The organism is Pseudomonas helleri (assembly GCF_001043025.1).
In the GTDB taxonomy this organism is placed as follows: Bacteria; Pseudomonadota; Gammaproteobacteria; order Pseudomonadales; family Pseudomonadaceae; genus Aquipseudomonas; species Aquipseudomonas helleri.
Map to the genome: position 1 here is coordinate 446,638 of NZ_JYLD01000002.1, position 21,041 is coordinate 467,678.

General features: G+C 51.8%; 20 protein-coding genes. 14 read left to right on the plus strand and 6 right to left on the minus strand.

Annotated features, from left to right (window positions below):
• Positions 1 to 26: 26 nt before the first annotated feature.
• The 3 genes from TU84_RS26345 to TU84_RS25425 all read right to left on the minus strand — a co-directional run bounded on the left by TU84_RS26345 (position 27) and on the right by TU84_RS25425 (position 2,652).
• Complete coding sequence (locus tag TU84_RS26345; RefSeq protein ID WP_174479313.1) at positions 27 to 1,025, minus strand: DUF6602 domain-containing protein; 999 nt, start codon at positions 1,023 to 1,025, stop codon at positions 27 to 29.
• Positions 955 to 1,746, minus strand: a complete 792-nt coding sequence (locus TU84_RS04700; RefSeq protein ID WP_048367549.1) for a hypothetical protein — start codon at positions 1,744 to 1,746, stop codon at positions 955 to 957. Before TU84_RS04700 ends, TU84_RS26345 begins: the two co-directional genes overlap by 71 nt.
• A 474-nt stretch (positions 1,747 to 2,220) precedes the next feature.
• Positions 2,221 to 2,652, minus strand: a complete 432-nt coding sequence (locus tag TU84_RS25425; protein ID WP_338152545.1) for an SH3 domain-containing protein — start codon at positions 2,650 to 2,652, stop codon at positions 2,221 to 2,223.
• A gap of 406 nt (positions 2,653 to 3,058) precedes the next feature.
• Here TU84_RS25425 and TU84_RS04705 point away from each other — a divergent pair, with 406 nt between their 5' ends.
• The 6 genes from TU84_RS04705 (at position 3,059) to TU84_RS04730 (ending at position 7,455) form a co-directional block, all read left to right on the plus strand.
• Complete coding sequence (locus TU84_RS04705) at positions 3,059 to 3,583, plus strand: type II 3-dehydroquinate dehydratase (protein WP_048367551.1); 525 nt, start codon at positions 3,059 to 3,061, stop codon at positions 3,581 to 3,583.
• Positions 3,584 to 3,607: 24 nt separating this feature from the next.
• The gene (locus tag TU84_RS04710) at positions 3,608 to 4,294 is read left to right on the plus strand and encodes a GntR family transcriptional regulator (RefSeq protein WP_048367553.1); all 687 of its coding nucleotides are present in this window, start codon (positions 3,608 to 3,610) and stop codon (positions 4,292 to 4,294) included.
• Between the two features lie 26 nt (positions 4,295 to 4,320).
• Positions 4,321 to 4,701 carry a hypothetical protein gene (locus TU84_RS04715; RefSeq protein WP_048367556.1) on the plus strand — a complete coding sequence of 127 codons (381 nt, stop codon included), beginning with the start codon at positions 4,321 to 4,323 and terminating at the stop codon, positions 4,699 to 4,701.
• A gap of 2 nt (positions 4,702 to 4,703) precedes the next feature.
• A complete protein-coding gene (locus tag TU84_RS04720; protein ID WP_048367558.1) occupies positions 4,704 to 5,543 on the plus strand; it encodes an alpha/beta fold hydrolase in 840 nt (279 codons plus the stop codon).
• 116 nt (positions 5,544 to 5,659) lie between these two features.
• Positions 5,660 to 7,027 carry an MFS transporter gene (locus TU84_RS04725; protein WP_053225187.1) on the plus strand — a complete coding sequence of 456 codons (1,368 nt, stop codon included), beginning with the start codon at positions 5,660 to 5,662 and terminating at the stop codon, positions 7,025 to 7,027.
• Positions 7,028 to 7,077: 50 nt separating this feature from the next.
• Complete coding sequence (locus TU84_RS04730) at positions 7,078 to 7,455, plus strand: carboxymuconolactone decarboxylase family protein (protein ID WP_048367560.1); 378 nt, start codon at positions 7,078 to 7,080, stop codon at positions 7,453 to 7,455.
• A 68-nt stretch (positions 7,456 to 7,523) separates the two neighbouring features.
• Here the strand turns inward: TU84_RS04730 and TU84_RS04735 are convergent, their stop codons facing one another.
• Positions 7,524 to 8,501, minus strand: coding sequence for a LysR family transcriptional regulator (locus TU84_RS04735; protein ID WP_241486378.1), 978 nt, complete (start codon positions 8,499 to 8,501; stop codon positions 7,524 to 7,526).
• Between the two features lie 376 nt (positions 8,502 to 8,877).
• Here TU84_RS04735 and TU84_RS04740 point away from each other — a divergent pair, with 376 nt between their 5' ends.
• From TU84_RS04740 to TU84_RS26425, 8 genes are all read left to right on the plus strand, one after another.
• A complete protein-coding gene (locus tag TU84_RS04740; protein WP_048367826.1) occupies positions 8,878 to 9,258 on the plus strand; it encodes a VOC family protein in 381 nt (126 codons plus the stop codon).
• A 232-nt stretch (positions 9,259 to 9,490) separates the two neighbouring features.
• Complete coding sequence (locus TU84_RS04745; RefSeq protein WP_048367562.1) at positions 9,491 to 10,681, plus strand: CaiB/BaiF CoA transferase family protein; 1,191 nt, start codon at positions 9,491 to 9,493, stop codon at positions 10,679 to 10,681.
• A gap of 14 nt (positions 10,682 to 10,695) precedes the next feature.
• Entirely contained in the window at positions 10,696 to 11,661 is a 966-nt protein-coding gene (locus TU84_RS04750; RefSeq protein WP_048367564.1) for a hydroxymethylglutaryl-CoA lyase, read from the plus strand.
• Positions 11,658 to 12,059 carry a VOC family protein gene (locus TU84_RS04755; RefSeq protein WP_048367566.1) on the plus strand — a complete coding sequence of 134 codons (402 nt, stop codon included), beginning with the start codon at positions 11,658 to 11,660 and terminating at the stop codon, positions 12,057 to 12,059. The genes TU84_RS04750 and TU84_RS04755 overlap by 4 nt, the downstream gene beginning before the upstream one ends.
• Before the next feature lie 11 nt (positions 12,060 to 12,070).
• Positions 12,071 to 13,012 carry a D-2-hydroxyacid dehydrogenase gene (locus tag TU84_RS04760; RefSeq protein WP_048367568.1) on the plus strand — a complete coding sequence of 314 codons (942 nt, stop codon included), beginning with the start codon at positions 12,071 to 12,073 and terminating at the stop codon, positions 13,010 to 13,012.
• A 39-nt stretch (positions 13,013 to 13,051) separates the two neighbouring features.
• The gene (dctA, locus tag TU84_RS04765) at positions 13,052 to 14,350 is read left to right on the plus strand and encodes a C4-dicarboxylate transporter DctA (protein ID WP_048367570.1); all 1,299 of its coding nucleotides are present in this window, start codon (positions 13,052 to 13,054) and stop codon (positions 14,348 to 14,350) included.
• A gap of 84 nt (positions 14,351 to 14,434) precedes the next feature.
• A complete protein-coding gene (locus TU84_RS04770; RefSeq protein ID WP_048367572.1) occupies positions 14,435 to 15,661 on the plus strand; it encodes a CoA transferase in 1,227 nt (408 codons plus the stop codon).
• Positions 15,662 to 16,393: 732 nt separating this feature from the next.
• A complete protein-coding gene (locus tag TU84_RS26425) occupies positions 16,394 to 16,600 on the plus strand; it encodes a hypothetical protein (protein WP_048367574.1) in 207 nt (68 codons plus the stop codon).
• 629 nt (positions 16,601 to 17,229) lie between these two features.
• Here the strand turns inward: TU84_RS26425 and TU84_RS04790 are convergent.
• Together TU84_RS04790 and TU84_RS04795 are read right to left on the minus strand one after the other, a co-directional pair.
• On the minus strand, positions 17,230 to 19,422 hold the full coding sequence (locus TU84_RS04790) for a DEAD/DEAH box helicase (protein ID WP_048367578.1): 2,193 nt from the start codon (positions 19,420 to 19,422) through the stop codon (positions 17,230 to 17,232).
• A complete protein-coding gene (locus TU84_RS04795; RefSeq protein ID WP_048367580.1) occupies positions 19,419 to 21,038 on the minus strand; it encodes a dsDNA nuclease domain-containing protein in 1,620 nt (539 codons plus the stop codon). Before TU84_RS04795 ends, TU84_RS04790 begins: the two co-directional genes overlap by 4 nt.
• Positions 21,039 to 21,041: the final 3 nt, after the last annotated feature.

The window sequence follows — 21,041 nt, forward strand, 5'->3', positions numbered from 1 at the left end:
GCTGAGGGTATTTACGCTCGGCTTGGTCACATCGGAAACAGGTCGATGGCTGAGATACTGGTCAAAGCCCGGTGAGGATGATACTGCTCTCTCGGCGTCAGCTTCTTCGATGTGTGCGCTTGAAGATGGGCTTCAACGACACCGTTGACCGACAGGAAAAATAGCTCTAGAGCGCTGATCGCAGTTCCTTGCTGATCCTGGTAGAAATACGACATGTACCCTGCGCCGTCCCTATCGTGAATGACGTATTCCTTCCTCAGTTGGTACGAGGAGTCAAGACCGATGATTTCATCCGGCAACACCTGATAAGTGTCATGGTCGAATTCTTTGTGATGTCCTGGATGCGGATAGGAATGGAACCATGCGTTGATCCTACCCAATGTAGGCGCGTTGAACATGAAAAGGTAGGTGCGAAACTTCCAGCTGACAGCCTCGAATGATTGGAAATATCTGATCACATCGTTAAACCCTTTCTTGTTGATTGAGGTTTTCACCTCGATCACCGCAAGCACGGCCTCAGTGGGGACGACGACCAACTGGCCCGCTCGGTAAAAAGGCGCGAATCGGTGCGAATCGTAAATGATGATGTCGCACTGCTTTGACAGCCAACCATCGGGGCTGATGATGAAGCCCTCCTCAACACTTACCCCGCGAGGTAGGTGCTCCTGGAGGAATTCTCGCAGCACCGCTTCAGCCAAGGCGCCGGTCGTGGGGTTGTGTTTGGTGATGTAGACCTTTGCTTGCTGAATCTTGCTGTGGAGCTGCTGGGTCAAATGATCGAAGTATTTGCTCAAAACGGAAAACATCCTGTGGTCGCGCTGGAAGCGTCTGGAATACCAATCATGAAACGACACTCCGGCGCGGCTCAGTACGTCCTGAAACTTGCTCAGGGGGCAATCCGAAGCAGGAATATCGATGTGCCTTGCGTCTATATGCGATCCCGCCTCGGCTAACCTATCCGAATGCAGCACCAACAGGGCACCGGGAAAGATCACGAGCAAAGAAATAGTCTGTACTGGCTTCAATAGCAGCTTCGTTGATCCACGCCACCTCCCCAATGGACAGCAGCTCAACGGCGGCAACAGGCTTAGTAGGCCCGTACCACAGGCATGCCGTAGGACTGAGGGGCAACATTGACATACGCTTAGCATTGTCCGGCACGATGAACTCCCCTTCCATGGCATGCAGGATATTCCAGTTTGAGTCTCCCATAGCCTTCGCTGCTTGGGCTACCTGCAGCCTGATACTCGGACTAGCCAGGAATCTGCCGGCTATCTTGAAGTCTCCTCGGACGGTGCTGATGCCTTCTTTTTCCAGCTGCTCTTGCTCATCCTTGGTGTACACACGTGACAGTCCAAGCAAATTCTCCATGTAAATGGACTGGTCTTTAACCCTGTCCTGCCTGTGAATTGCGCGAATATTCCACAGACAATAGAACTCATTGATGGCTGTTAAGTCGGCTTTTTTGAACGACACCAGGTCATCATCAAGAATCCGACCAGCAAGAGCTTGGAAGTCGTCTTCGATCTTTTTCATGAAACCCGATTCCGCCTGCTGATCCCAAGCCCTTTCAGCACAGAAAATCTCATTAGACGGCTTCGCCTGGATTACCTTGTTTACCGATTTGAGGAGCAGCTCAACGTTGCCTTTCTGCCCAGCGAAACGGGCAACGCTTGTTTTGGGGAATGTGTGCTGCTTGACAGTAAGGCGATGAGGATTGCCCTTCTGAGTAGGTTCATAGGTCACGACGTCATCCTCAAGTCTTTATGCAGGCTTTAGCCGCGAGCACTCATGGCGGGGCATTATGACAACGGTATGAAGTAAACTCCCAGATAAAACCCGATCAGCGGCATCTCCAATCACTTGGAATCAGCTGTCTCCCAGACTACACCGGTTTCGATGACAGTTAGGTCGTGAGCAGGACGAAGCCGCTCGCGCTTGGACGCTCGAGCTGGCCCTCGGCAGGATTGCCGCGTACGGATTCATAGCTAATACCTAGCTATCTGCAACGAAACCTATAGTAACGAGATGGCCTCGCCTACCGGTTTTTATGTCTCCAAGGCGCCTGCGAAATTGTAATCCCACGGCAAGACGTCATCAGATGATCGCTCAAACGCCGTAGCGCTTGTTTCCACCTGAGGTAATGCAGTACCTACCGCCCCTTGGCCCTATGCAAACGGTTCCGGAGGAACAGGGGCACGAGGAACCATAAGCTGGAGTCTATTGGCGAGCAGGCTGTACTGGCTGAGTCACTGGTTTAGGTTTCGACACGACGTAGCAGCTTGATCCACTGCACAGACTTTTGGACGACAGCCACTTCCCTGGTTGACCATCAATGCTGATGCGCGCCCATTCACTCCTCGTCTCGAAGACCTGAACCTTTTCCCCGCGCTTCAGTTTGGAGATGACCTTTCCGCCCGGTTGATCCCTGACATTGAGACTATCAGCGCTCACAAAGTGCTCAGAGGCAGAGGTCGGTGCTGACGGTGGAGTCGGAGAAATTGATGCTAGCGTACTCGGCTGACTCAGAGTGCTTGGCTTTACCGGGGCAGGAGGCGTGTCTTTCTTCCCCATTGCCCACAGAACGGCAAAAAGAATCAGAAGTGGGACAAACCATGACTGGGACTTCTTGCGCATATCCATTGCTCTCATTCAACCCGAACTACAACGGCTGTCTTCCTGACCAACCTGACGTCATCACCTATTGCGAGCTTAGCCAAGCTTCCACTTTTTGCAGCCTATACAGCTCCGAAAGCTTGGGCTTCGCCAGATCCAACACCCCAAGCAGTCGCAGCTTCAAAACGCAGTGGTACTTGGCTATAGGGGACACCGCACTACCATGTCTCTAACCGTAGGACGCTTGGCGAGGCGACGTCCCAAGGCGTATCGGAAAAATGCTGCTCGCTAACTTTGGGCGCCGTTATCTGGCATGGCAGATCGCTAGGGCGGCTAACGGCCAGATCATGCGTTGACACAAGCCGTAATACCGTAATACCGTAGTACCCAAGCGCTGCCCCGAAGGCACAATAAATCCAACAACGCTATGAAAGGAGTTCCCATGTCCCAGCAATCCCTCCGTACCGGAACCAAAACCCACCGCATCGCCGTCATCGACGGGCCGAACATGTCGAACCTCGGCGCCCGTAACAAGCGGGTCTACGGGAAAATCAATTCCCTCTCGGATCTGCAAGCCTACGTTGTTGATTCCGGCAAGAAGCTTGGTGTTGAGGTGGAAGTCTTTGCCTCCAACTACGAAGGCGCCATCCTTGAGTTCATTCACGAGTCTGCCAACCGCGTAGATGGCTACATCATCAATCCAGCCGGCTTGACTGTTGTGGGCGAAGCCACCCGACATGCACTGGAAGAGACGCAAAAGCCCGTAGTCGAGGTGCATTTTGCTAATATCGTGTGCCCGCCTACTGCCGCCCGTGGTCTGCCAGGTGGCCCTTGGGAATCCAAATTCAGTCGGTCTGCCACTGGTGTAGCCATGGGATTGCGTCAATACAGCTACATTGCTGCATTGACCGGCCTGACCCTGGCGCTGGACGATGAGACTTTCCTCGGGGCGCCCGCAGTGGCTTAAATTTCGGATACCCAGGATCTCAACATGACAAGCAACCCGCTACTCCAACTGGCTGCCCCTCTAAGGCAGCAAACCGCCGACTTGCTTAGGGCGGCGATTGTGGCAATGGAGTTCAAGCCTGGGGAGCGTCTGATCGAGACCCGGTTGTGCGAAAGATTCGACGTCAGCCGGACAGTTGTCCGGGAAGTTCTTCGGCATCTTGAGGCCGAAGGTATCGTAGAGATGATTCCACGACGCGGCCCACGAGTGGCCATCCTCACCGAGAAGGACATTCGTGATCTCTACGAGCTTCGAGGCGTTCTTGAGGGATTGATTGGTCAGCTCTTCGCAGTTCGAGCAACACCTGCGCAATGTGACCAGTTACTGGAATTGACTGAGAAGATCAACAACTCCCTTGAGAACCTTGCTGTCGGCGAGCGTACTCAACTTAAAGATAGTTATTATCATGTTCTCCTCACCGGAGCAGATAATGAAGCCGTTAACCGCGCCCTGCGTGGTATCCATAGTCGGACTGAGTTGTTACGTGCTTACACCCTTAATCTGCCAGGTCGAGCTATTCAGAGCGTTTCTGAAATCAAGGTCATAACCGATGCAGCAGCGGTCAAGCGAGACCCTCTAGCGGCCCGAGAGGCATGTGAAAAGCATGTCCAAGCCGCTTATAACGCTGCGAAGGGTAGTTTTCACGTCATTAACCAGCTGCACGAGGAATAACGGTTACAAGCGCACAGGTGCATGTAATGTCCGAGATACTTAACGTCGGCTGGGTTAATGAGTGGGTGGAGACTGTTGCCCAGGATAAAGAACTTTCACATATCGGCAAATTTTCGAATTTTGCAGTAGAGCTTGTTTGTGAAGGGAAAGAGCTCAAGCTTTTTTTTAATAAGGGCAAGCTTGAACTCGCAGGTGAGCATCGCTCCCAGCATGACCTCATCGCATTTCACGGCGACCACCCTGCGTTCGTGAAATGGTTTGGGGTAAATCCTGAGCCTCTGCTTAACGACTTCCTAGCTCTGGAAAAAAACCAACCAGGGTTTTCCATTCCCTCTGAGCGTATTTGTTTACTCCGCAATCTGCGGGTACTGCAAAGGCTGTTCGCAATCGCACCTCGGAGGGGATGATCATGGCTTTTCTTGAAAGTGTAATCGGGCGCTACATGCACCTGAACATTGCAGGCGTCGATCAGCGGATCTTTTTTGAAGAAGCCGGGCAAGGGACGCCACTGCTCTGCCTCCACACGGCAGGCGCTGATTCGCGCCAATATCGGCAGCTACTGAATGATCCGGAAATCACCCAGTCGTTCCGCGTCATCGCCTTCGATTTGCCGTGGCACGGTCGCTCGCTTCCACCGGATAGGTGGTGGGAGCAAGAATACCTTCTCACCGCTGATGTTTACGCTGAGACGGTTGAGCGTTTTTCCGAAGCACTGGGTCTTGATCGCCCCATCGTAATGGGATGCTCAATGGCTGGATCCCTGATACTGGAGCTCGTGCGCCGAGATCCGACCAAGTGGCGTTGCGCGATTGGTCTATCGGGCGCGTCCAATGTGAAGGGCCGTTTCCAGGACTGGTCGTTGGCACCAGATATCAACGCTCAGCAGAGCGTAGCCTCATGGACATCAAGCTTGATGGCTCCGATGAGCCCTGAATCTTCGAAACGGGAAGTTTGGTGGATTTACAGCCAAGGTGGCCCGGGCATCTATCGTGGCGACACGTATTTCTACAGCGTTGACCTGGATCTGCGCGGGCGCGAAGGCGAAATTGATACCTCGCGGTGTCCTGTATACCTGTTAACCGGCGAATACGATCATGCCTGCACAGTGACCGATACCCAAGCGACCATTGATGCCATACCGGGTGCTAGGGGCGGACGCATGACTGGCATCGGCCACTTCCCCGTATCGGAAAACTATCCGCTCTTCAAAACGTATCTACAGCCAATATTGGCGGAGTTTGCGGGTTGATTTAATTGTCTGGCTCGGATTAGAGCCAGACTTTAACGCTGACGGCTTTTAAATCCACGTTGCATTCGCAAAGAATGACGGCGCGCCTTCGTTCATAAATACAAAAGGTGTTGGTCATGATTGATGAAAATATTATAGCGGCTGCCCATTCTTCAGTTAAGCCTCAGCCTGCTAAAAGCGAACCAGCTCAGGAAGATATTGAGCAAGACAGGGTTTTCTCTAAAGTAAAACGCCATATCATTCCAATTGCGATTCTTGGATTGTTTGTAGCTTTTATTGACAGGACGAACCTTAGTGTTGCGGGTCACTCGATGAGTGACAGTTTGGCTCTGAGTCCTACCGCTTTTGGACTGGCGGCAGGGTTGTTCTATTTGGGCTATATCCTGACCGAAGTGCCTAGCAATATCGCGTTGCGCCGCTATGGCGCTCGGCGATGGATTGCACGCATCATGATCAGCTGGGGCGCCGTGACTGTCCTCACCATGTTCGTGAATACGGCTGAGTCTTTGTACCTGGCGCGGTTTCTCCTGGGTATTGCTGAAGCTGGCTTCTATCCAGGGATTCTGTTCTGGATGAGCTTCTGGTTGCCCTCACGTGCACTGACCCGTGCTTATTCATTGTTTCAATTAGGCATCCCAATTTCGCTCGCACTCGGTTCTCTGTTTACCGCGCAACTGCTGCGTCTCGACGGCCTCGCGGGCCTGCATGGCTGGCAGTGGGTTTTCCTCATCGAGGGCGGCGCTGCGGTGTTAATGGGTTTGTTCACGCTCAAATTCATGGCTGACAAACCTGAAGATGCGAAATGGTTGTCTGCAGAAGAGAAGCTCGTTATCGCCAGCGCTCTGGATAAAGAGGCTGTGGCAGAGCCTGAATCGGATCGTGGGCACACTCAAGCACTACGCGAAGTGTTCATGAGTGGTGCCGCATGGGCCTACTCCGCGTGCTTCCTCTTCATGATGATCGGGTTTTGGACTGTGACCTATTGGTTGCCTCAAATCTTACAAGAGCGCCTGCAAGTGGGCTCTGTCGAGGCAGGGGTCTTGTCAGCGGTTCCTTGGGTGATTTCGGGCCTGTCCCTGCTGATTGTCTCCAAGCGCGTTGAGAAAGGTGGCTCCCTCACAGGTGCGCTGATCGGCGTACTGGTTTTCTGCGCAATCGGTTTTGCGATTTCGAGCTTGGCCACTTCGGGCTTGGCAGCATTTGCAGGGCTTTGCATGGCTGCGTGCATCCAAGCGGCAGTACCACTGCTCTTCAGCTTTCCAACCCGACATTTCAATGGCGCCCGCGCTGCAGTTGCCCTGGCGATGGTGAACTCCGTGGGCAGCCTTGGCGGTTTCATAGGCCCAGTTCTATTGGGTTGGATGAAAGGAGCCACCGGCAGCAACCAGGCAGGACTAATGGCTATGGCGGGAGCGTTTGTGATCGCTGCCCTCCTGGCGGCAATTCTCCCCTCTGTCCTTCGTTCTGCCAAAACCGCCGTTTAACAACCTTTACTTAAAACAATAGCTACATCTCACACTAAAGGAAATTCTCCATGAACCAAGAACTATTCGATATTGGCCTGCAGACTCGTCGTGAAGTGCTCGGATCTGAATACGTAGATGCATCCCTCAATAGCGCCGACGATTTCAACCGTCGTATGCAGGAGCACGTTACTCAATACTGCTGGGGTGATGTGTGGAACCGACCAGGTCTCGACCGTCGCACACGCAGCTTCTTGAACTTGGCCATGCTGACCGCGCTGAATCGCCCGCATGAGATAAAGCTCCATGTTCGTGGTGCTATCAACAACGGCTTGAGCAAGGATGAAATCGCAGAGGTATTCCTTCAGTCAGCAATCTACTGTGGTGTACCAGCAGCTATCGATAGCTTTAAGATTGCCAAAGAAGTTTTTCAGGAAATGAACCTGTAAGGCTAATTACTTAGGCCTGCCTGCCAACATTGCTGGCAGGCCCTTGCAGTTCAGCTGATTAGTTGAAACTATTGTTGCTGGTTTTTTAGTGATGATTCCATCTGTGCCAGATAGTTATACAATTTACTGGCTTCGGGAGACAATTCGGTTTCGCTGGCCACTCCGACAAAAAGCGTGCGGTTGGCCCAGTCATCCGTGAGCGTTATCGCCTCTAGGCTAACACCCAGCAACTCCTCGCGAACTGAGGCGCGTGGTAATACACCTACTCCCAAGCCGGCTTCAATCATACGACAAATCCCATCGAAACTACTGACCTGTATTCGGACTTTGAGCATTTTACCGTTAGCGGCTGCTGCGTCCGTAAGCCTTCTTAGCAATGAACTGCCTTGGTTTAATGCAATGAAATCGTTATCCAGTGCTTCACTGAGTGAGAGCTTTTTGCGCTCGGACAGTGAGTGTTTTGCGGGAACCAGCAAAACAAGCTGGTCGCGCCTGTAGACTCGCTTAATGATCTGATCCGAAGCAACATTGTCAGCAAAAATGCCTATATCTGCACGTCCACTAAGTAGAGCTTCGACAATTTGATCGCTGAGAGCCTCCTCTGTACCAATGCGCACGAAAGGATTGTCAGCAAGATAAGTTGCAAGGTCGTGCGGCAAAAACTGAATAACCGCCGAAGTGTTTGCAGTTAGTTTGACATGACCTCGGACACCTACCGAGTAATCGTTCGCATCGCATGCCATGCGATTCACGCACTCAAGGATATGTCTAGCGTGATCAGCAATGCCTTTACCTGCTGCTGTCAACTCTATGCCCCGTGGTAAGCGTAAAAATAAAGCGCAATCGGTGACTCTCTCAAGCTCAGACAGGCGCTTGCTGGCTGTGGATACAGTCATATTGGCTTTAATTGCAGCCTGAGTCAGATTGAGTGTCTCGGCAGCAAGGACTAGGAGATTAAGGGAGGCAAGATCGACATGAAGGAGATTCATCGGGGCCTCTAGTTTTTCGTTTTTGGAAAGTATAGTTGAAAATTTTGAAATTTTCATCTTTCATGTTCAGCGGGATTATCAATTTCCTGGCTGAACAATGCGAGCGTCTTCATTTAGGGCTTCAGTTGAACGGCTAGGGATCAAATCAGATGCAGGTTAAGTTTGTAGTTCGTTCGCCGTGATTCCGAGGTGCTCGATCTTGATGGTTATACCCATCTATCTTTCATTCTGGCCCGCTGGAAACGGTTACTTATCATCCTGCATTTCGGCTCTGAACCAAAATAGAAGACCAATAATGAAAAAAACAAAAATGATTGCGCCGATTTTTAAGTTTCTCTCGTTCCCAACCACAGCAATCACTGTGGCTACTCTGTTACAGGTGTGTCCACCTTCAGCTTTCGCCGCTACGACTGTGGACGTTCCGACCCAAGCGATGATCGACCATGTCGATCATATCGTAATTACAGCCACTGATCCTAAAGCCTCTATTCATTTTTATACCAAAGTTATGGGTATGAAATTGGAACGATTCGGCGAGGGGCGTATAGCCTTCAAGTTTGGCGAGCAAAAAATTAACATGCATATCCGGGGGCATGAGATTGAACCAAAGGCACATCTACCTGTACCAGGATCACTCGATCTTTGCTTCATATCGAAGATTCCATTAGATAAGTTTATCGCTCACCTTAAAGAAGTGGACTGGCCAATTGTAGAAGGCCCAGTACCTCGTACCGGGGCTAATGGGCCGATACGCTCTGTTTATTTGAGAGATCCTGATTTGAACTTAGTTGAAGTCTCAGAGTACGTGAATTAGCCCCTAAATAATCCTGCTTTTCGTCGGACTTAAAACTGTAAGAACTGTAGGAAAGTGGTTTTTTGGTGGTCTGCGTTTGTAAAGCAGAAATGGTTTTTCAGACGCAGATTACCATAGCACTTGTGAGTCAGGCTTTCCGTTTTGGAAAGGGCTCTGGAGAATTTTGCAATTTTCACTAGCGCTGAGAAGGGCGATTATTCGGCCACAACAATCAACAAGAGCGGATTACGCCATGACCCTACCATTGCAAGGCATCAAAGTAATCGAAATGGGTCAGCTGATCGCTGGCCCTTTTGCCGCCAAAATGCTTGGCGAGTTTGGTGCTGATGTCATCAAAATCGAACCTCCTGTTACAGGTGATCCACTTCGTAAGTGGCGCATGCTGCACGACGGCACCTCCGTATGGTGGGCTGCACAATCCCGCAACAAGCGTTCCGTGACGCTTGACCTACGCCAGGAGGAAGCTCAAGACGTAATCAAGCGCCTTGTTCAAGACGCTGACATTTTGATCGAGAACTTTCGTCCGGGAACACTTGAGAAGTGGGGGCTCGGCTGGGATGTACTGCGGGAAATCAATCCTGGTCTGGTGATGCTTCGTGTCTCTGGTTACGGTCAGACGGGGCCATATCGTGACCTTCCTGGCTTCGGTGTAATCGGTGAAGCGATGGGTGGTTTACGGCACCTCTCGGGAGAGCCAGGACGCACACCTGTACGCGTAGGGGTATCCATCGGCGATTCGCTGTCTGCCTTGCACGGCGTAATTGGTGTACTCCTCGCGCTTCGACACCGTGAACAGAACAACGGCGAGGGGCAGCAGGTCGACGTAGCTTTGTACGAGTCGGTCTTCAACATGATGGAGAGCCTGATCCCTGAGTATTCAGTGTTCGACACCGTGCGCCAACCAGCAGGAAGTAGCTTACCTGGTATTGCCCCAACTAACGCTTACCGCTGCAACGATGGAAAATATGCGCTAATCGCTGGGAACGGGGACAGCATCTACCGCCGCTTGATGGAGAAGATTGATCGTCTCGACCTTGCTAACGATCCAGAACTTGAACAAAACGATGGCCGGGTTCGTCACGTGGCGCGGATTGATGCAGCGATCTCTGCCTGGACAGCGGAACGTTCACTTGAGGAGGTTCTCTCTGCCCTCAATGACGCCCGTATTCCCGCCGGCAAGATTTATGACGCTGCAGATATCGCCGTTGACCCTCATTACAAAGCTCGCGACATGCTGTTGCCTAGCACACTGGAAGACGGCACCCCCGTCACGTTGCCCGGCATTGTGCCCAAGTTACTGTCTACTCCTGGTCAAGCGCGCACCAAGGCGCCGCGCTTGGGCGAGCACACTGAAGAGGTGCTCGCCGCTTATGGTTTCGATGAGCAGACCCGTATCGATTGGCGCGCACGCGGCATCATTTGAGTAGGAATACACTGATGAAACGTCTCTACATGCAAGAAGTCGCCACACGTGACGGCTTTCAGAACGAATCCACCTTCATCGAAACCGCCGACAAGATCGCTGTTATTGATGCTCTCAGCAAGTGCGGCTATTCCAAGATCGAAGTCACATCATTCACGTCCCCAAAGGCTATTCCGTCGCTGCGTGATGCAGAAGCTGTCATGCAGGGTATTACTCGTCAGCCTGGCGTCGAATACACCGTCCTTGTGCCGAATTTACGAGGCGCTGAGCGTGCCTTGAGTTGTGGTGTGGACGAAGCCAATTTAGTCATGTCTGTGAGCGAGCCGCACAACCGTTCGAACTTGCGGATGACGCGAGAGCAATCATTTGCCCAGCTCAGCGAAGTCATTTCCGTGATTGGCCAAGGGCCTGTGGCGATCAACGTTTCACTCTCGACTGTCTTCGGGTGCCCGATGCAGGGTGACGTTCATGCCGAGGAAGTGCTCAAGTGGGTTGATCGCTTCACAAAACTTGGCGTCCGTGGTGTCACGCTGTGCGACACAACCGGGATGGCCTTTCCACCGCAAGTGCGGTCGTTGTCAGCGCAGGTAATTGAGCGGTTTCCGGAACTCCAGGTCACCCTGCATTTCCACAATACTCGTGGGATGGCATTAGCAAATACGCTTGGCGCCCTGGAAGCGGGGATTGACAGGTTTGACTCCTCATTGGGCGGTCTCGGTGGCTGTCCGTATGCGCCGGGCGCGAGTGGTAACGTTTGCACCGAAGACCTTGTGCACATGCTCCAGCTGATGGAGTACGACACTGGCGTCGATTTGGACAAGATCCTCGCTATCTCAGCGCAGCTTCCAGGTTTGATCGGCCACTCCACGCCAAGTCAGATTCTGAAGGCTGGTAAGCGGCTGGATCTACACCCCATTCCAGAGCACGTTCACACCCTTGCCAAGCAAGTGGTGTCAGCAGTGACAGGGGTAACAGAATGATTGCCCACCTGGATCACCTAGTGCTCACCACCATTGACGCAGAGGCGTGTAAGGATTTCTACGTTCGCGTGATGGGGATGAGGCTTGAGACATTCGGTGCCGGGCGGATTGCATTCCGCTTCGGTGACCAGAAGATCAATGTGCACGTGCGCGGCCATGAGTTCGAGCCCAAGGCCCACTTGCCCGTCCCTGGTGGTTTGGATCTGTGCTTTATCGCTAGCAAGAATCTGGAACAGGTTATTGGTCACATTGAGTCTGAAGGATGGCCGATTGTTGAAGGCCCCGTACAGCGTACCGGCGCCACTGGCCCAATAAGGTCTATCTACCTACGCGATCCAGACCTGAATCTGATCGAGATTTCCGAGCAGTTGGGTTCAACCGCCGAGCATAGTCAATAAGGAGGTAGAGGATGAACATCGTATTTCTTGACGGTGCGAGCCTGCCTTCGCCGTTAGAACAGCCAGCTCTGGCTCAGCGTTGGACAGACCGTAAAAGCACCAAGATGGAAGAGGTAGTGCCGGCCTTGAAGGGCGCGCAAGTTGCCATCACGAACAAAGTGAAATTGAGTCGAGTTCAGTTGGAACAACTTCCTGAACTCAAATTGATCTGCGTAGCCGCCACTGGCTACGATTGTATCGATCTAGCGGCTTGCCGCGATCTCGGGATCACGGTGTGCAACGTACCCGCATACTCAGCAGTCAGCGTGGCAGAGGCAGTTATTGGCTCATTGTTCGCGCTGCGCCGGCACTTATTTGAGTACCAATCAGCGTCAGCGAATAAGTGGGCCAGCTCTGATCATTTCTGTGTGCACGGTTCTCCCATCCTTGATGTTCAGGGCTCGACGCTCGGCATCGTGGGGCGGGGAGATATCGGCAAACGTGTCGCCCACCTCGCGGCGGCACTCGATATAAATGTGATCTATGCCGAGCACCGAGGCGCTCCTTCCGTGCGAGAGGGCTACGTCTCTTTCGAGGCCGCGCTGAAGCAATCTGATGCGATCACCTTACATTGTCCGCTCACCCCGCAAACTCGGCATCTGATCGGCACTGAGCAGCTTGCGATGATGAAGCGTGGCGCGCTGTTGATTAACACGGCACGTGGCCCTTTGATCAATGAGAGCGCTGTTATCAAATCATTGGTTGACGGTCATCTGGGAGGCGCGGCACTAGACGTTTTGGACGTTGAGCCGCCGACAGCCGATCACCCCTTACTTTTGAGCAGTCTGCCCAACCTCATCGTAACTCCGCATGTTGGCTGGGCTAGCCAAAGCAGCGTAGCTCGTTTGAAGCGAACCTTGACTTCAAACATTGAAGCATTCGCGGCTGGGAAGCCAATCAACGTGGTCTCGTGACCACCATTTCACTCTAATAAATAATAAAGGTAGAGCGCCATGACAAAAACAATCAGCTCATCGTCCGACTTGCCTGACATCCCGGTTGTAAAACGCAAGCCGTTTTACCATCACCTCTACGTCCAGGTAATCGGAGCGATCCTGCTCGGCATCTTGCTTGGTCACCTAAGCCCTGGCCTAGGCGAACAGATGAAGCCCTTGGGCGACACTTTCATCAAGCTCATCAAAATGCTGATCGCACCTATCATTTTTTGCACTGTCGTGAGCGGTATCGCAGGCATGCAGAACCTGAAGCAGATCGGTCGCATTGGGTTCAAGTCGTTGGTGTATTTCGAAGTGCTGACGACGCTGGCTCTCATCATTGGTCTTATAGGTGTAAACCTTTTCAAGCCTGGTGTCGGGATGCACATCGACCCCGCAACCTTGGACGGTTCTGCAATCGCCGGTTATACCAAGGCCGCGCACGACCAGAGTGTTGTAGGGTTCCTCACCAATATCATTCCGACCACCGTATTCGGTGCATTTTCAGAGGGGAATATCCTTCAGGTTCTCTTCATTTCGGTGTTGTTTGCTTTCGGCCTTCAATTGCTTGGGCCGCTGGGCAAGCCTCTGCTGGATACCATCGACCTGGTAGCTCATGCGTTCTTCCGTATGCTGAAGATCGTCATGTACGTCGCCCCTCTGGGTGCTTTCGGGGGCATGGCATTTACCGTCGGGAAATATGGCATCGGGTCATTGGTTTCCTACGGCAACTTGCTGCTCTGCTACTACGTGACCGGCTTCTTCTTCGTCTTCGTAGTCCTGAACCTTGCTGCACGGCTTGCCGGATTTAGCCTGTGGAAGTTTCTCAAATACATCCGCGAGGAGCTGGTGTTGGTGCTGGGCACGTCGTCCTCCGAGTCGGCCTTGCCGCGATTGATGGGTAAGTTGGAAAAGCTGGGTTGTGAAAAGTCGACTGTCGGCTTGGTGGTTCCGTCTGGATACTGCTTCAACCTCGACGGCAGCTGCATCAACATGACCGTGTTGGCGATCTTTATCGCCCAAGCGCTCGACATTGACGTCTCGTTGTACCACCAGGTGACCCTGCTTCTGATCCTTCTGCTGACCTCAAAAGGTGCGGCCAGCGTGACGGGTGGTGCATTCATCACGCTCGCCGCAACGCTTGGCTCCATTGATGTTATTCCTGCCGCAGGACTCGTCCTGGTGCTAGGTGTTTACCGATTCATTTCGGAGGGAGGCGCATTGATCAACGTGATCGGGAACGGCGTTGCTGCACTGTTCGTCGCCCGGTGGGAAGGCGTTCTGGATAAAGAGCAACTCAAACGCGAGTTGGGCTAGGTTCACGGTCTGGCCCACCTGTCCTCTGCCACGCACAGGGGAGAGGTGAGCCGGAGCGTAACGATTACTTGAAGTGAGGGCGCTATGTCTTATCCCTTTTTAACGGACGTCAGCATCATTGAAAGCTCGGCGTTCGTCCCAGCGCCTTTGGCGGGCATGGCTCTAGCACAATTTGGTGCGGACGTTATCCGCGTTGACGCTATCGGCGGTGGGATTGACTACCGCCGCGCCCCACTCGCCAATGGACATGGACGCAGTCTTTTCTGGACGTCTCTGAACGCAGGTAAGCGATCACTCGCGCTTGATTTCCGAAAACCTGAAGCTCGCGAGCTTCTTCAGGAACTGGTGATCCGCACGGGTAATTTGCTAACGAACCGAGCTTCGTCCTGGCTGAGTCATGACTCGCTGGTTGAACGACGGAAGGATTTGATCTCGTGCACAATCGAGGGGAACCCTGATGGATCCTCAGCCATGGAGTGCACCATACAAAGCGCTACAGGGCTACCCATGCTCGCCCGAAAGAGTTTGGATGATCGCCCCGTCAACACGCCGTTCCCAGCTTGGGACGTGATCACGGCCTACCAGGCTGCATTTTCTTTCGTCGGAGCTATCAACCGTCGTCTGGTCACTGGGGAAGGATCTTCGATCAAACTGGCCATGTCGGACGTAGCGTTCTCGACGATGTCGCATCTTGGCTTGCTAACTGAGGCACAACTCTATGGCACTGATAGAGGGGCGATAGGTAATGACGTCTACGGTGCTTTCGGTCGCGATTTTGTTACGGCTGATGGCGCTTATGTAATGGTCGTTGCAATAACCCAACCCCAGTGGCGTGCCTTGGTTGGCTGTTGCCAGGCGCAGGGCGATATTGCCATAGCAGAGAAGTCATTAGGGCTGAATTTCCAGGATGAGCTTCAAAGGTACGAAGGGCGCGAAGTGATTGCTAACATTCTTGCACCTTGGTTTGCCGCGCGAAAATTCACAGAGGTCGAAAACTCGCTCAACGAGTTCCAGGTCAGCTGGGGTAAGTACGCGACCATCAAACAGCTTCTGGACGATGACTCTCGAATAGGCGTAAAGAACCCTGTCTTTGAGCAGCGAGCAACGCCCGGAGTCGGTGAGCATCTAGGGGCACACCTGGCTGCTCGGTTCGAGGGCCTTGTCAGAACGCCATGTGCTGGAGCTCCATTGTTGGGAGCTCATACCGATGAAATTCTGCATACGGTGCTTGGGTTGAGTGGATCAGAAATTGCAAGTTTGCACGACGCAAAAATAGTCGCAGGCCCTGAGTCTGATCCGACCGCGCTGTGATTAATTGCGTCTATCCGCAGGACGCTGTGAGCGAATGGTATTTACCCGCACTCCTTTCAGGAAACTGCTATTGCGACAAATGAGATATGAATAGATGTCTTGCGCGCAGCGCTGAGAATTCTGAGTGCAGGATGCGTCACGATATATGCTTCCCAAGACGTAAACACCTAGCAAGCGGAGCGCGCAGGTGTGAGGGATGCGAGCCCACAGGGTCGAGACACGCCTTGGCGGGGCTCGATTCACGGCAGCCTGACGCCGTAGACGGCACGCCATCAATGCCACCTCGCTCAAGCAAGAGGTAACTTCAATGCCCGACGATGAACTCCGCGAGCTGGAAGCAAAGAGGCGAAAGGCATTGTGGATGCTTGCGAAAATATCTCCAGGCAATTCCAAGGCGTTCGATGCCTTATCTATCCTTGACGACCTTGACCTTCAAGAGCGAAAGACTCCGCTCATACTGACAAGGCACTTGAGCTCAACAGGGTTCGGGATTGTGTCACGGTGCAGCATCACCACTCCGGAATCGACATCATCCTGGAGCAGACTATTCCGCAACCCTGGAGGGAGCGCTTCAATCAGGCGAGTATCGGGTCGACCAGATTGTTAGATGGGCCTTACGCTGCGGACTGGTATAAATTCCTGGCTTGCTGGGAAACAGAGATGCAGCACCTAGAGGAACACAGGGCTGCCCGCAGCAAGCCCAAGCTGGATTGATGCGGAAGGAGAATAGACGTGGAACGAGACAGCGATGACACCGTGTATTGCGATATCCAAATGCCAGTGGCTCAAGGGCGGGAGCTATTGGCGTTAGTGAATGCCCTGCGAGAGTCGAAAGCTCATCCAAGTCTCGACAGAGTTTTTGAACACATGCAGTACGAGCTCAGCACGTCCATCGATATCGTGGATAACCCGCCAACATGGGGGCCTTGGTGTCGCTGAAGACGCCTAGTGGAGGCATTAAAGCTCTGCATCCCATGCATCCATAGCCTCGCTCACAGCCGAGTACCACTGGAGATCACCAAGCTCTAGAGCATTCGCGATTTGCCTGTTGGTATTGCCGTCGACCCAAGTCGGTAGACTCTTTATGGCTTCTGTGAACAGACTGGCTGTAGCGACAGCGAATCGCCCCGTACTTGTACACTGGAGGCACGCGTAGCGCACAGTAGCGCCACTCTGCAACCGACGCCAAGCCACCACCTCGATACAGTCCATGGCGCTCACCGGCGCCTCTACGGTGGAACTCACTAACGGTTCCACCTGGGAATCTTCCGCTGCTCTGAATGATCGGCTAGGCGCTTCTGGCCTGTGGACAAGATGCTTAAACTGCTCACGTGAGGCGATTATCTGTTCGCGAAACTCTTCGGGATCGATGGACATGCCCCCTTCCGGTGTCACCCTTAGGGTCTTGAGGCTGTTCGCTGCCTCAATGAACGCACGTTCGCGCTTAACCTCATGCGGAGGGCGGCGGTCAGGGCTGATGAGGTTCCAAAAGCAGTCTAGAAGCTTCAAGGTTTTTCCTACCACGGACGAATGCTGATCCTTCTAGAATACAGGCCCGCAGCAAACAATCATCTTCTCAGGTTCGGATAGAGCGTTCTCGTCAAAAAGGAACGATCTACGGTGCCCAAACTAATCCAGCGAGTTTCATTAGCTCGTAGAAACTGAGCCATCTCATCCACATCCAGGTCTTGAGGTGGTTCGATGAGCGTATTGAGCCTCTGAAGCGTCTGAACAGGCACACCCATCTCCTCTAAGCCTGCAAGGCCTGGGGCGAGATGGTAATGCTCAAAGATGCCACGTAGCCTGGAGTAATCGATCTTGACGTTAATATGCCGTTTTTTGGCATACAACTTCACCACATCTTCAAGGACACCCAGAAGCTTGGGCACAGTATGGCCAAAAATATTTATTACCACTTTGAGGTCATCGTTAATGCAAGTAGATAGGTCTTCGACCTCACCTTTCTCCAAACGCCCCTTCGCCTGATCAATCTGGGACTTAAAGTATTCCGCATACTCAGAAGTGTACAAATAATTCGTAAGCTTTGCATGAATCACAGAGCTATTTTTGGTTGGAATACGTACTCTGCGGAGGGCTCCTGCTTGAAACCTGGTCAGCGCTACGGCCAAAACATCCAGAAACGCACCTGATGGCATCCAATGAAAAATTGCGGACTGCAGATCGGTTTCCGAAAGCATTTCCACAAAGGAATATATTTCCCTGAACGCTTCTAAACTGAAGGAGCTATGCCGCTTGAGCAGATCTACGCCAAACTCATCAACATTCTCGTCCCGTTCGAACCTGGATTGAGAATAATCACTAAGATGTTCAGGCTGAACGCCCACCAGGAGGTTCATTGGAGTCGTATCATCTTGGATGCCAAGCGGGATATCTACTCCCTGATTGAACGAGTCTTGGGGAATCGATTCAAGGCAATATACCCTGCCTACGAAATGAACACCCATTCGGCCAGCACGACCTTTGATATTCCCGTGCGTGAATTTATCGATACTAAAAATGCCATCTCTATTGTCGTATATGACGACGTTCTTAGCAATTGTATTAACGCCCTCGATTATCGTCGAGGTGCAGATGAGGTAATTGATCTCGCCTCTATTGAAAAGATCAATAGTGTATTGCTGCAATGCACGTGGCAATCCGCCAAAATGGAGCCCAATACCATTGCGCAATGCTACACAGTAATCCCAGTCCGAATCATACTCTTGAGCCACCCAGTCTAGATGAGGACTGTTGAATTCAGTGCCAAATCCATTCTGAGCTAAAGACCTGGCAACCCCGCCAGCAATAGCCGAGGACTTGCAATAAATTATCGTGGCTTCACCACGGCACTGACCCGCGATTGCAAGGACGGCCCTTTCTTTACCTACATCATCATTAGGGGATAAGTCGAAGGACTCAATGTCTAACGCTACCGTATTGAAGTCAGAGGAAATGAAAGTGTACTCTAGGCCGAGACTAGCCAAACCAGTAACACTATTGATGAAGGGGCCAGTCATGTAAAACTGCTTAGAGGCCTTAAGAAGTTTGCTTAACGCGATATTGAGTTCAATTACACGTTCATTTTCGTAGTCGATCTTGCCACTGGCTCGCTGCTGAAACGCAAGCTTGTAGAACTCATCAACAACAAAGAAATCAATGTCTACAATGTCTTTCCGCTCATTGACTCTCTCTTGTGTAAGCACATAGATCACCTTTCCACCACTAGCCTCCTGCGAGCTGTGATGAATGATCTGGTAAGACTGGCCAAATCGCTCTTGAAGACGTCGGCGGGTCTCATCGGCCAAAGCAATGGTAGGCACGACCAGCACCACCCTACGCACTAATCCCAACCCAATTATCGAGTCTACAATCGCACTTTTACCCATGCTGGTTGGTGCGCTCAAAACAACATTACGCCCAGACCGAAGCAACTCGAACACCTGAAACTGCATCGAATGGAAGACAAATTCGTCAGAGAAAGGTGTTTGATATATACCTAAAGCCGCTCTTTCACTGGCTGAGATATCCTGAAACTCTTTCTTCAGGTACGGATACAATCCGGCCTTGCGTACAAGGTTTCTCAGTAGCGGTGTGTAGCTTGAGAATCTCGGCCTAGCATCCAAGGCACGGATAACTAAATCCCTACCCATGTGCAATGAAACTGGATTTGACAAAAGCTTGTCAGCGGCTCGAAGATAGGTAAACGCTGAGGAGTCATTCGTATCAAGCAGAAGTCGAGCGCTGTCGTAGATCCTGTTCATTTGTCATCTCGCATTTTCTTTGCCAGCAAATCACACAAGTCATCGAAGCTTGGAGCGGGGTAGATATACAGCTCGATATTCAACTGAGCATAAACGGGATTTTTTTTTAGGTCAGAAATAAACTCCACAAATAGCTCATAAGCTTCTTCATACAGACTAGATTCATGACCTTTCGTCTCCGGGATGGTCAACAAGCTGGACTCATAGCCAAAGAAGACAACAAACCTGAAGCGTTCCAGATGATCTTCAAACGAATTGCTCGTATCCAGAATCTCATCGACGTCGTGATTCAGGAGGTAGGAATCTTCTTTTACATCGAGAACCTTCTCCCTGACTCCATCCAGGCCATTGACTATGTCATCATACAGGGCATCCCTCAGCGCATTTAAAACTTGGGATACGGTTCTCGCCTTTGTTAACTTACTGACTCCGAGCCACAACTCATCGCCGCCCTTGTTTCGCTGAACGATATGGACGTTTTCAAAAACCTTCAAGTCATCTTTTGAATCGAGATAAAGCGTGGCCGGTATAGGTTGACTTTCATGCCTCAATCTCATTACTGAGTGCAGCAATGCATTCCCGAGAAACTGCTCTAAATCATTAGCGCTATCAGTAAGTCGCGCCCTTAAAACCCTGTACTTTTCCGTGGCACTGGAGCTGATAAAATCAGCAATCTCGCTTGGTCTTAGCAGGAGCTCGTCAAACCAATGACAGATATTCTTAGCGATATGCTCATAGCGATACTCACCCATTTGGTAGCGCTGGTGCAGCGCTAGCCCATTCCTAGTCAAAACTGGGCTTTCAAAAGGCGCCTGAAGTTGCACCAATACGCTTGGCAGCTTCCGATGTACATATACTTTGGAGTGAGAGTTGCTGCGATCATAAAATAATACTTCAGCCTTGAACCACGCGAGAAAATGGTCTCTATGATAGGTTTTATCATCCTCCGTATAAACCCGCCTATCTAACGCACTCTTCTTAGTCATCGTGATTAAGATATTGGCCCAGATGCTTTCAACAACCGATTCCGCGCTAAGGATGACGCCATGAAGGCTCAGCGCGGCGTTTCTTATATTGTTAAGGGCCGTAAGCTCTATTTCCCTCAGGCTAGGTATTACACTCCACCAGCAGGAGTCCACCCAATCAGACACAGTGTTACCTGCCGGCGCAACATAGTTTTTAAGCTTACTGGAAAGCTCATCAATTAAAACTTGTCGACCCGACTTACCATCTCGCTTTGAAATTTCTATTTCTAGAAAATCTAGAGGATCCTTGCAATCCCGTGGAGACAATATTCGAAACTTGCACTTATCAAGAGGGGCCGATGCACATTGCATGGACTTGTGGACAATGGAGCTATCAGCAATAAGGTTATTGCTTGCACCGCGAGCACGGGTTGTAACTGTGCTAATAGACCAGCGCGGTTTATCTGAAGTCTTAACCTGGACGAACTCGGTGTGCGTGCTATAGAGAATATCGATGTCATCAGTGACTTCACACCTGACGGCCTCTATCCTCTTGTCGAGCAGCATCTGGGTTACGAAAAGCGCCGCAGCACAGTCCTGATACAAAAATCCAAGCTTGGCTGCTACGCCGCCCGCGTTGCTCGAGTCCATCAC

What these genes read in the sequence shown, in the direction of transcription:
- TU84_RS25425 (WP_338152545.1), bottom strand. Translation starts at nt 2,652, where the DNA reads ATGAGAGCAATGGATATGCGCAAGAAGTCCCAGTCATGGTTTGTCCCA.
- TU84_RS04705 (WP_048367551.1), top strand. Translation starts at nt 3,059, where the DNA reads ATGTCCCAGCAATCCCTCCGTACCGGAACCAAAACCCACCGCATCGCC.
- TU84_RS04735 (WP_241486378.1), bottom strand. Translation starts at nt 8,501, where the DNA reads ATGAAAATTTCAAAATTTTCAACTATACTTTCCAAAAACGAAAAACTA.
- TU84_RS04715 (WP_048367556.1), top strand. Translation starts at nt 4,321, where the DNA reads ATGTCCGAGATACTTAACGTCGGCTGGGTTAATGAGTGGGTGGAGACT.
- TU84_RS04760 (WP_048367568.1), top strand. Translation starts at nt 12,071, where the DNA reads ATGAACATCGTATTTCTTGACGGTGCGAGCCTGCCTTCGCCGTTAGAA.
- TU84_RS04770 (WP_048367572.1), top strand. Translation starts at nt 14,435, where the DNA reads ATGTCTTATCCCTTTTTAACGGACGTCAGCATCATTGAAAGCTCGGCG.
- TU84_RS04745 (WP_048367562.1), top strand. Translation starts at nt 9,491, where the DNA reads ATGACCCTACCATTGCAAGGCATCAAAGTAATCGAAATGGGTCAGCTG.
- TU84_RS04750 (WP_048367564.1), top strand. Translation starts at nt 10,696, where the DNA reads ATGAAACGTCTCTACATGCAAGAAGTCGCCACACGTGACGGCTTTCAG.
- dctA (WP_048367570.1), top strand. Translation starts at nt 13,052, where the DNA reads ATGACAAAAACAATCAGCTCATCGTCCGACTTGCCTGACATCCCGGTT.
- TU84_RS04740 (WP_048367826.1), top strand. Translation starts at nt 8,878, where the DNA reads ATGATCGACCATGTCGATCATATCGTAATTACAGCCACTGATCCTAAA.
- TU84_RS04755 (WP_048367566.1), top strand. Translation starts at nt 11,658, where the DNA reads ATGATTGCCCACCTGGATCACCTAGTGCTCACCACCATTGACGCAGAG.
- TU84_RS04730 (WP_048367560.1), top strand. Translation starts at nt 7,078, where the DNA reads ATGAACCAAGAACTATTCGATATTGGCCTGCAGACTCGTCGTGAAGTG.
- TU84_RS04795 (WP_048367580.1), bottom strand. Translation starts at nt 21,038, where the DNA reads ATGGACTCGAGCAACGCGGGCGGCGTAGCAGCCAAGCTTGGATTTTTG.
- TU84_RS04710 (WP_048367553.1), top strand. Translation starts at nt 3,608, where the DNA reads ATGACAAGCAACCCGCTACTCCAACTGGCTGCCCCTCTAAGGCAGCAA.
- TU84_RS04790 (WP_048367578.1), bottom strand. Translation starts at nt 19,422, where the DNA reads ATGAACAGGATCTACGACAGCGCTCGACTTCTGCTTGATACGAATGAC.
- TU84_RS04720 (WP_048367558.1), top strand. Translation starts at nt 4,704, where the DNA reads ATGGCTTTTCTTGAAAGTGTAATCGGGCGCTACATGCACCTGAACATT.
- TU84_RS04725 (WP_053225187.1), top strand. Translation starts at nt 5,660, where the DNA reads ATGATTGATGAAAATATTATAGCGGCTGCCCATTCTTCAGTTAAGCCT.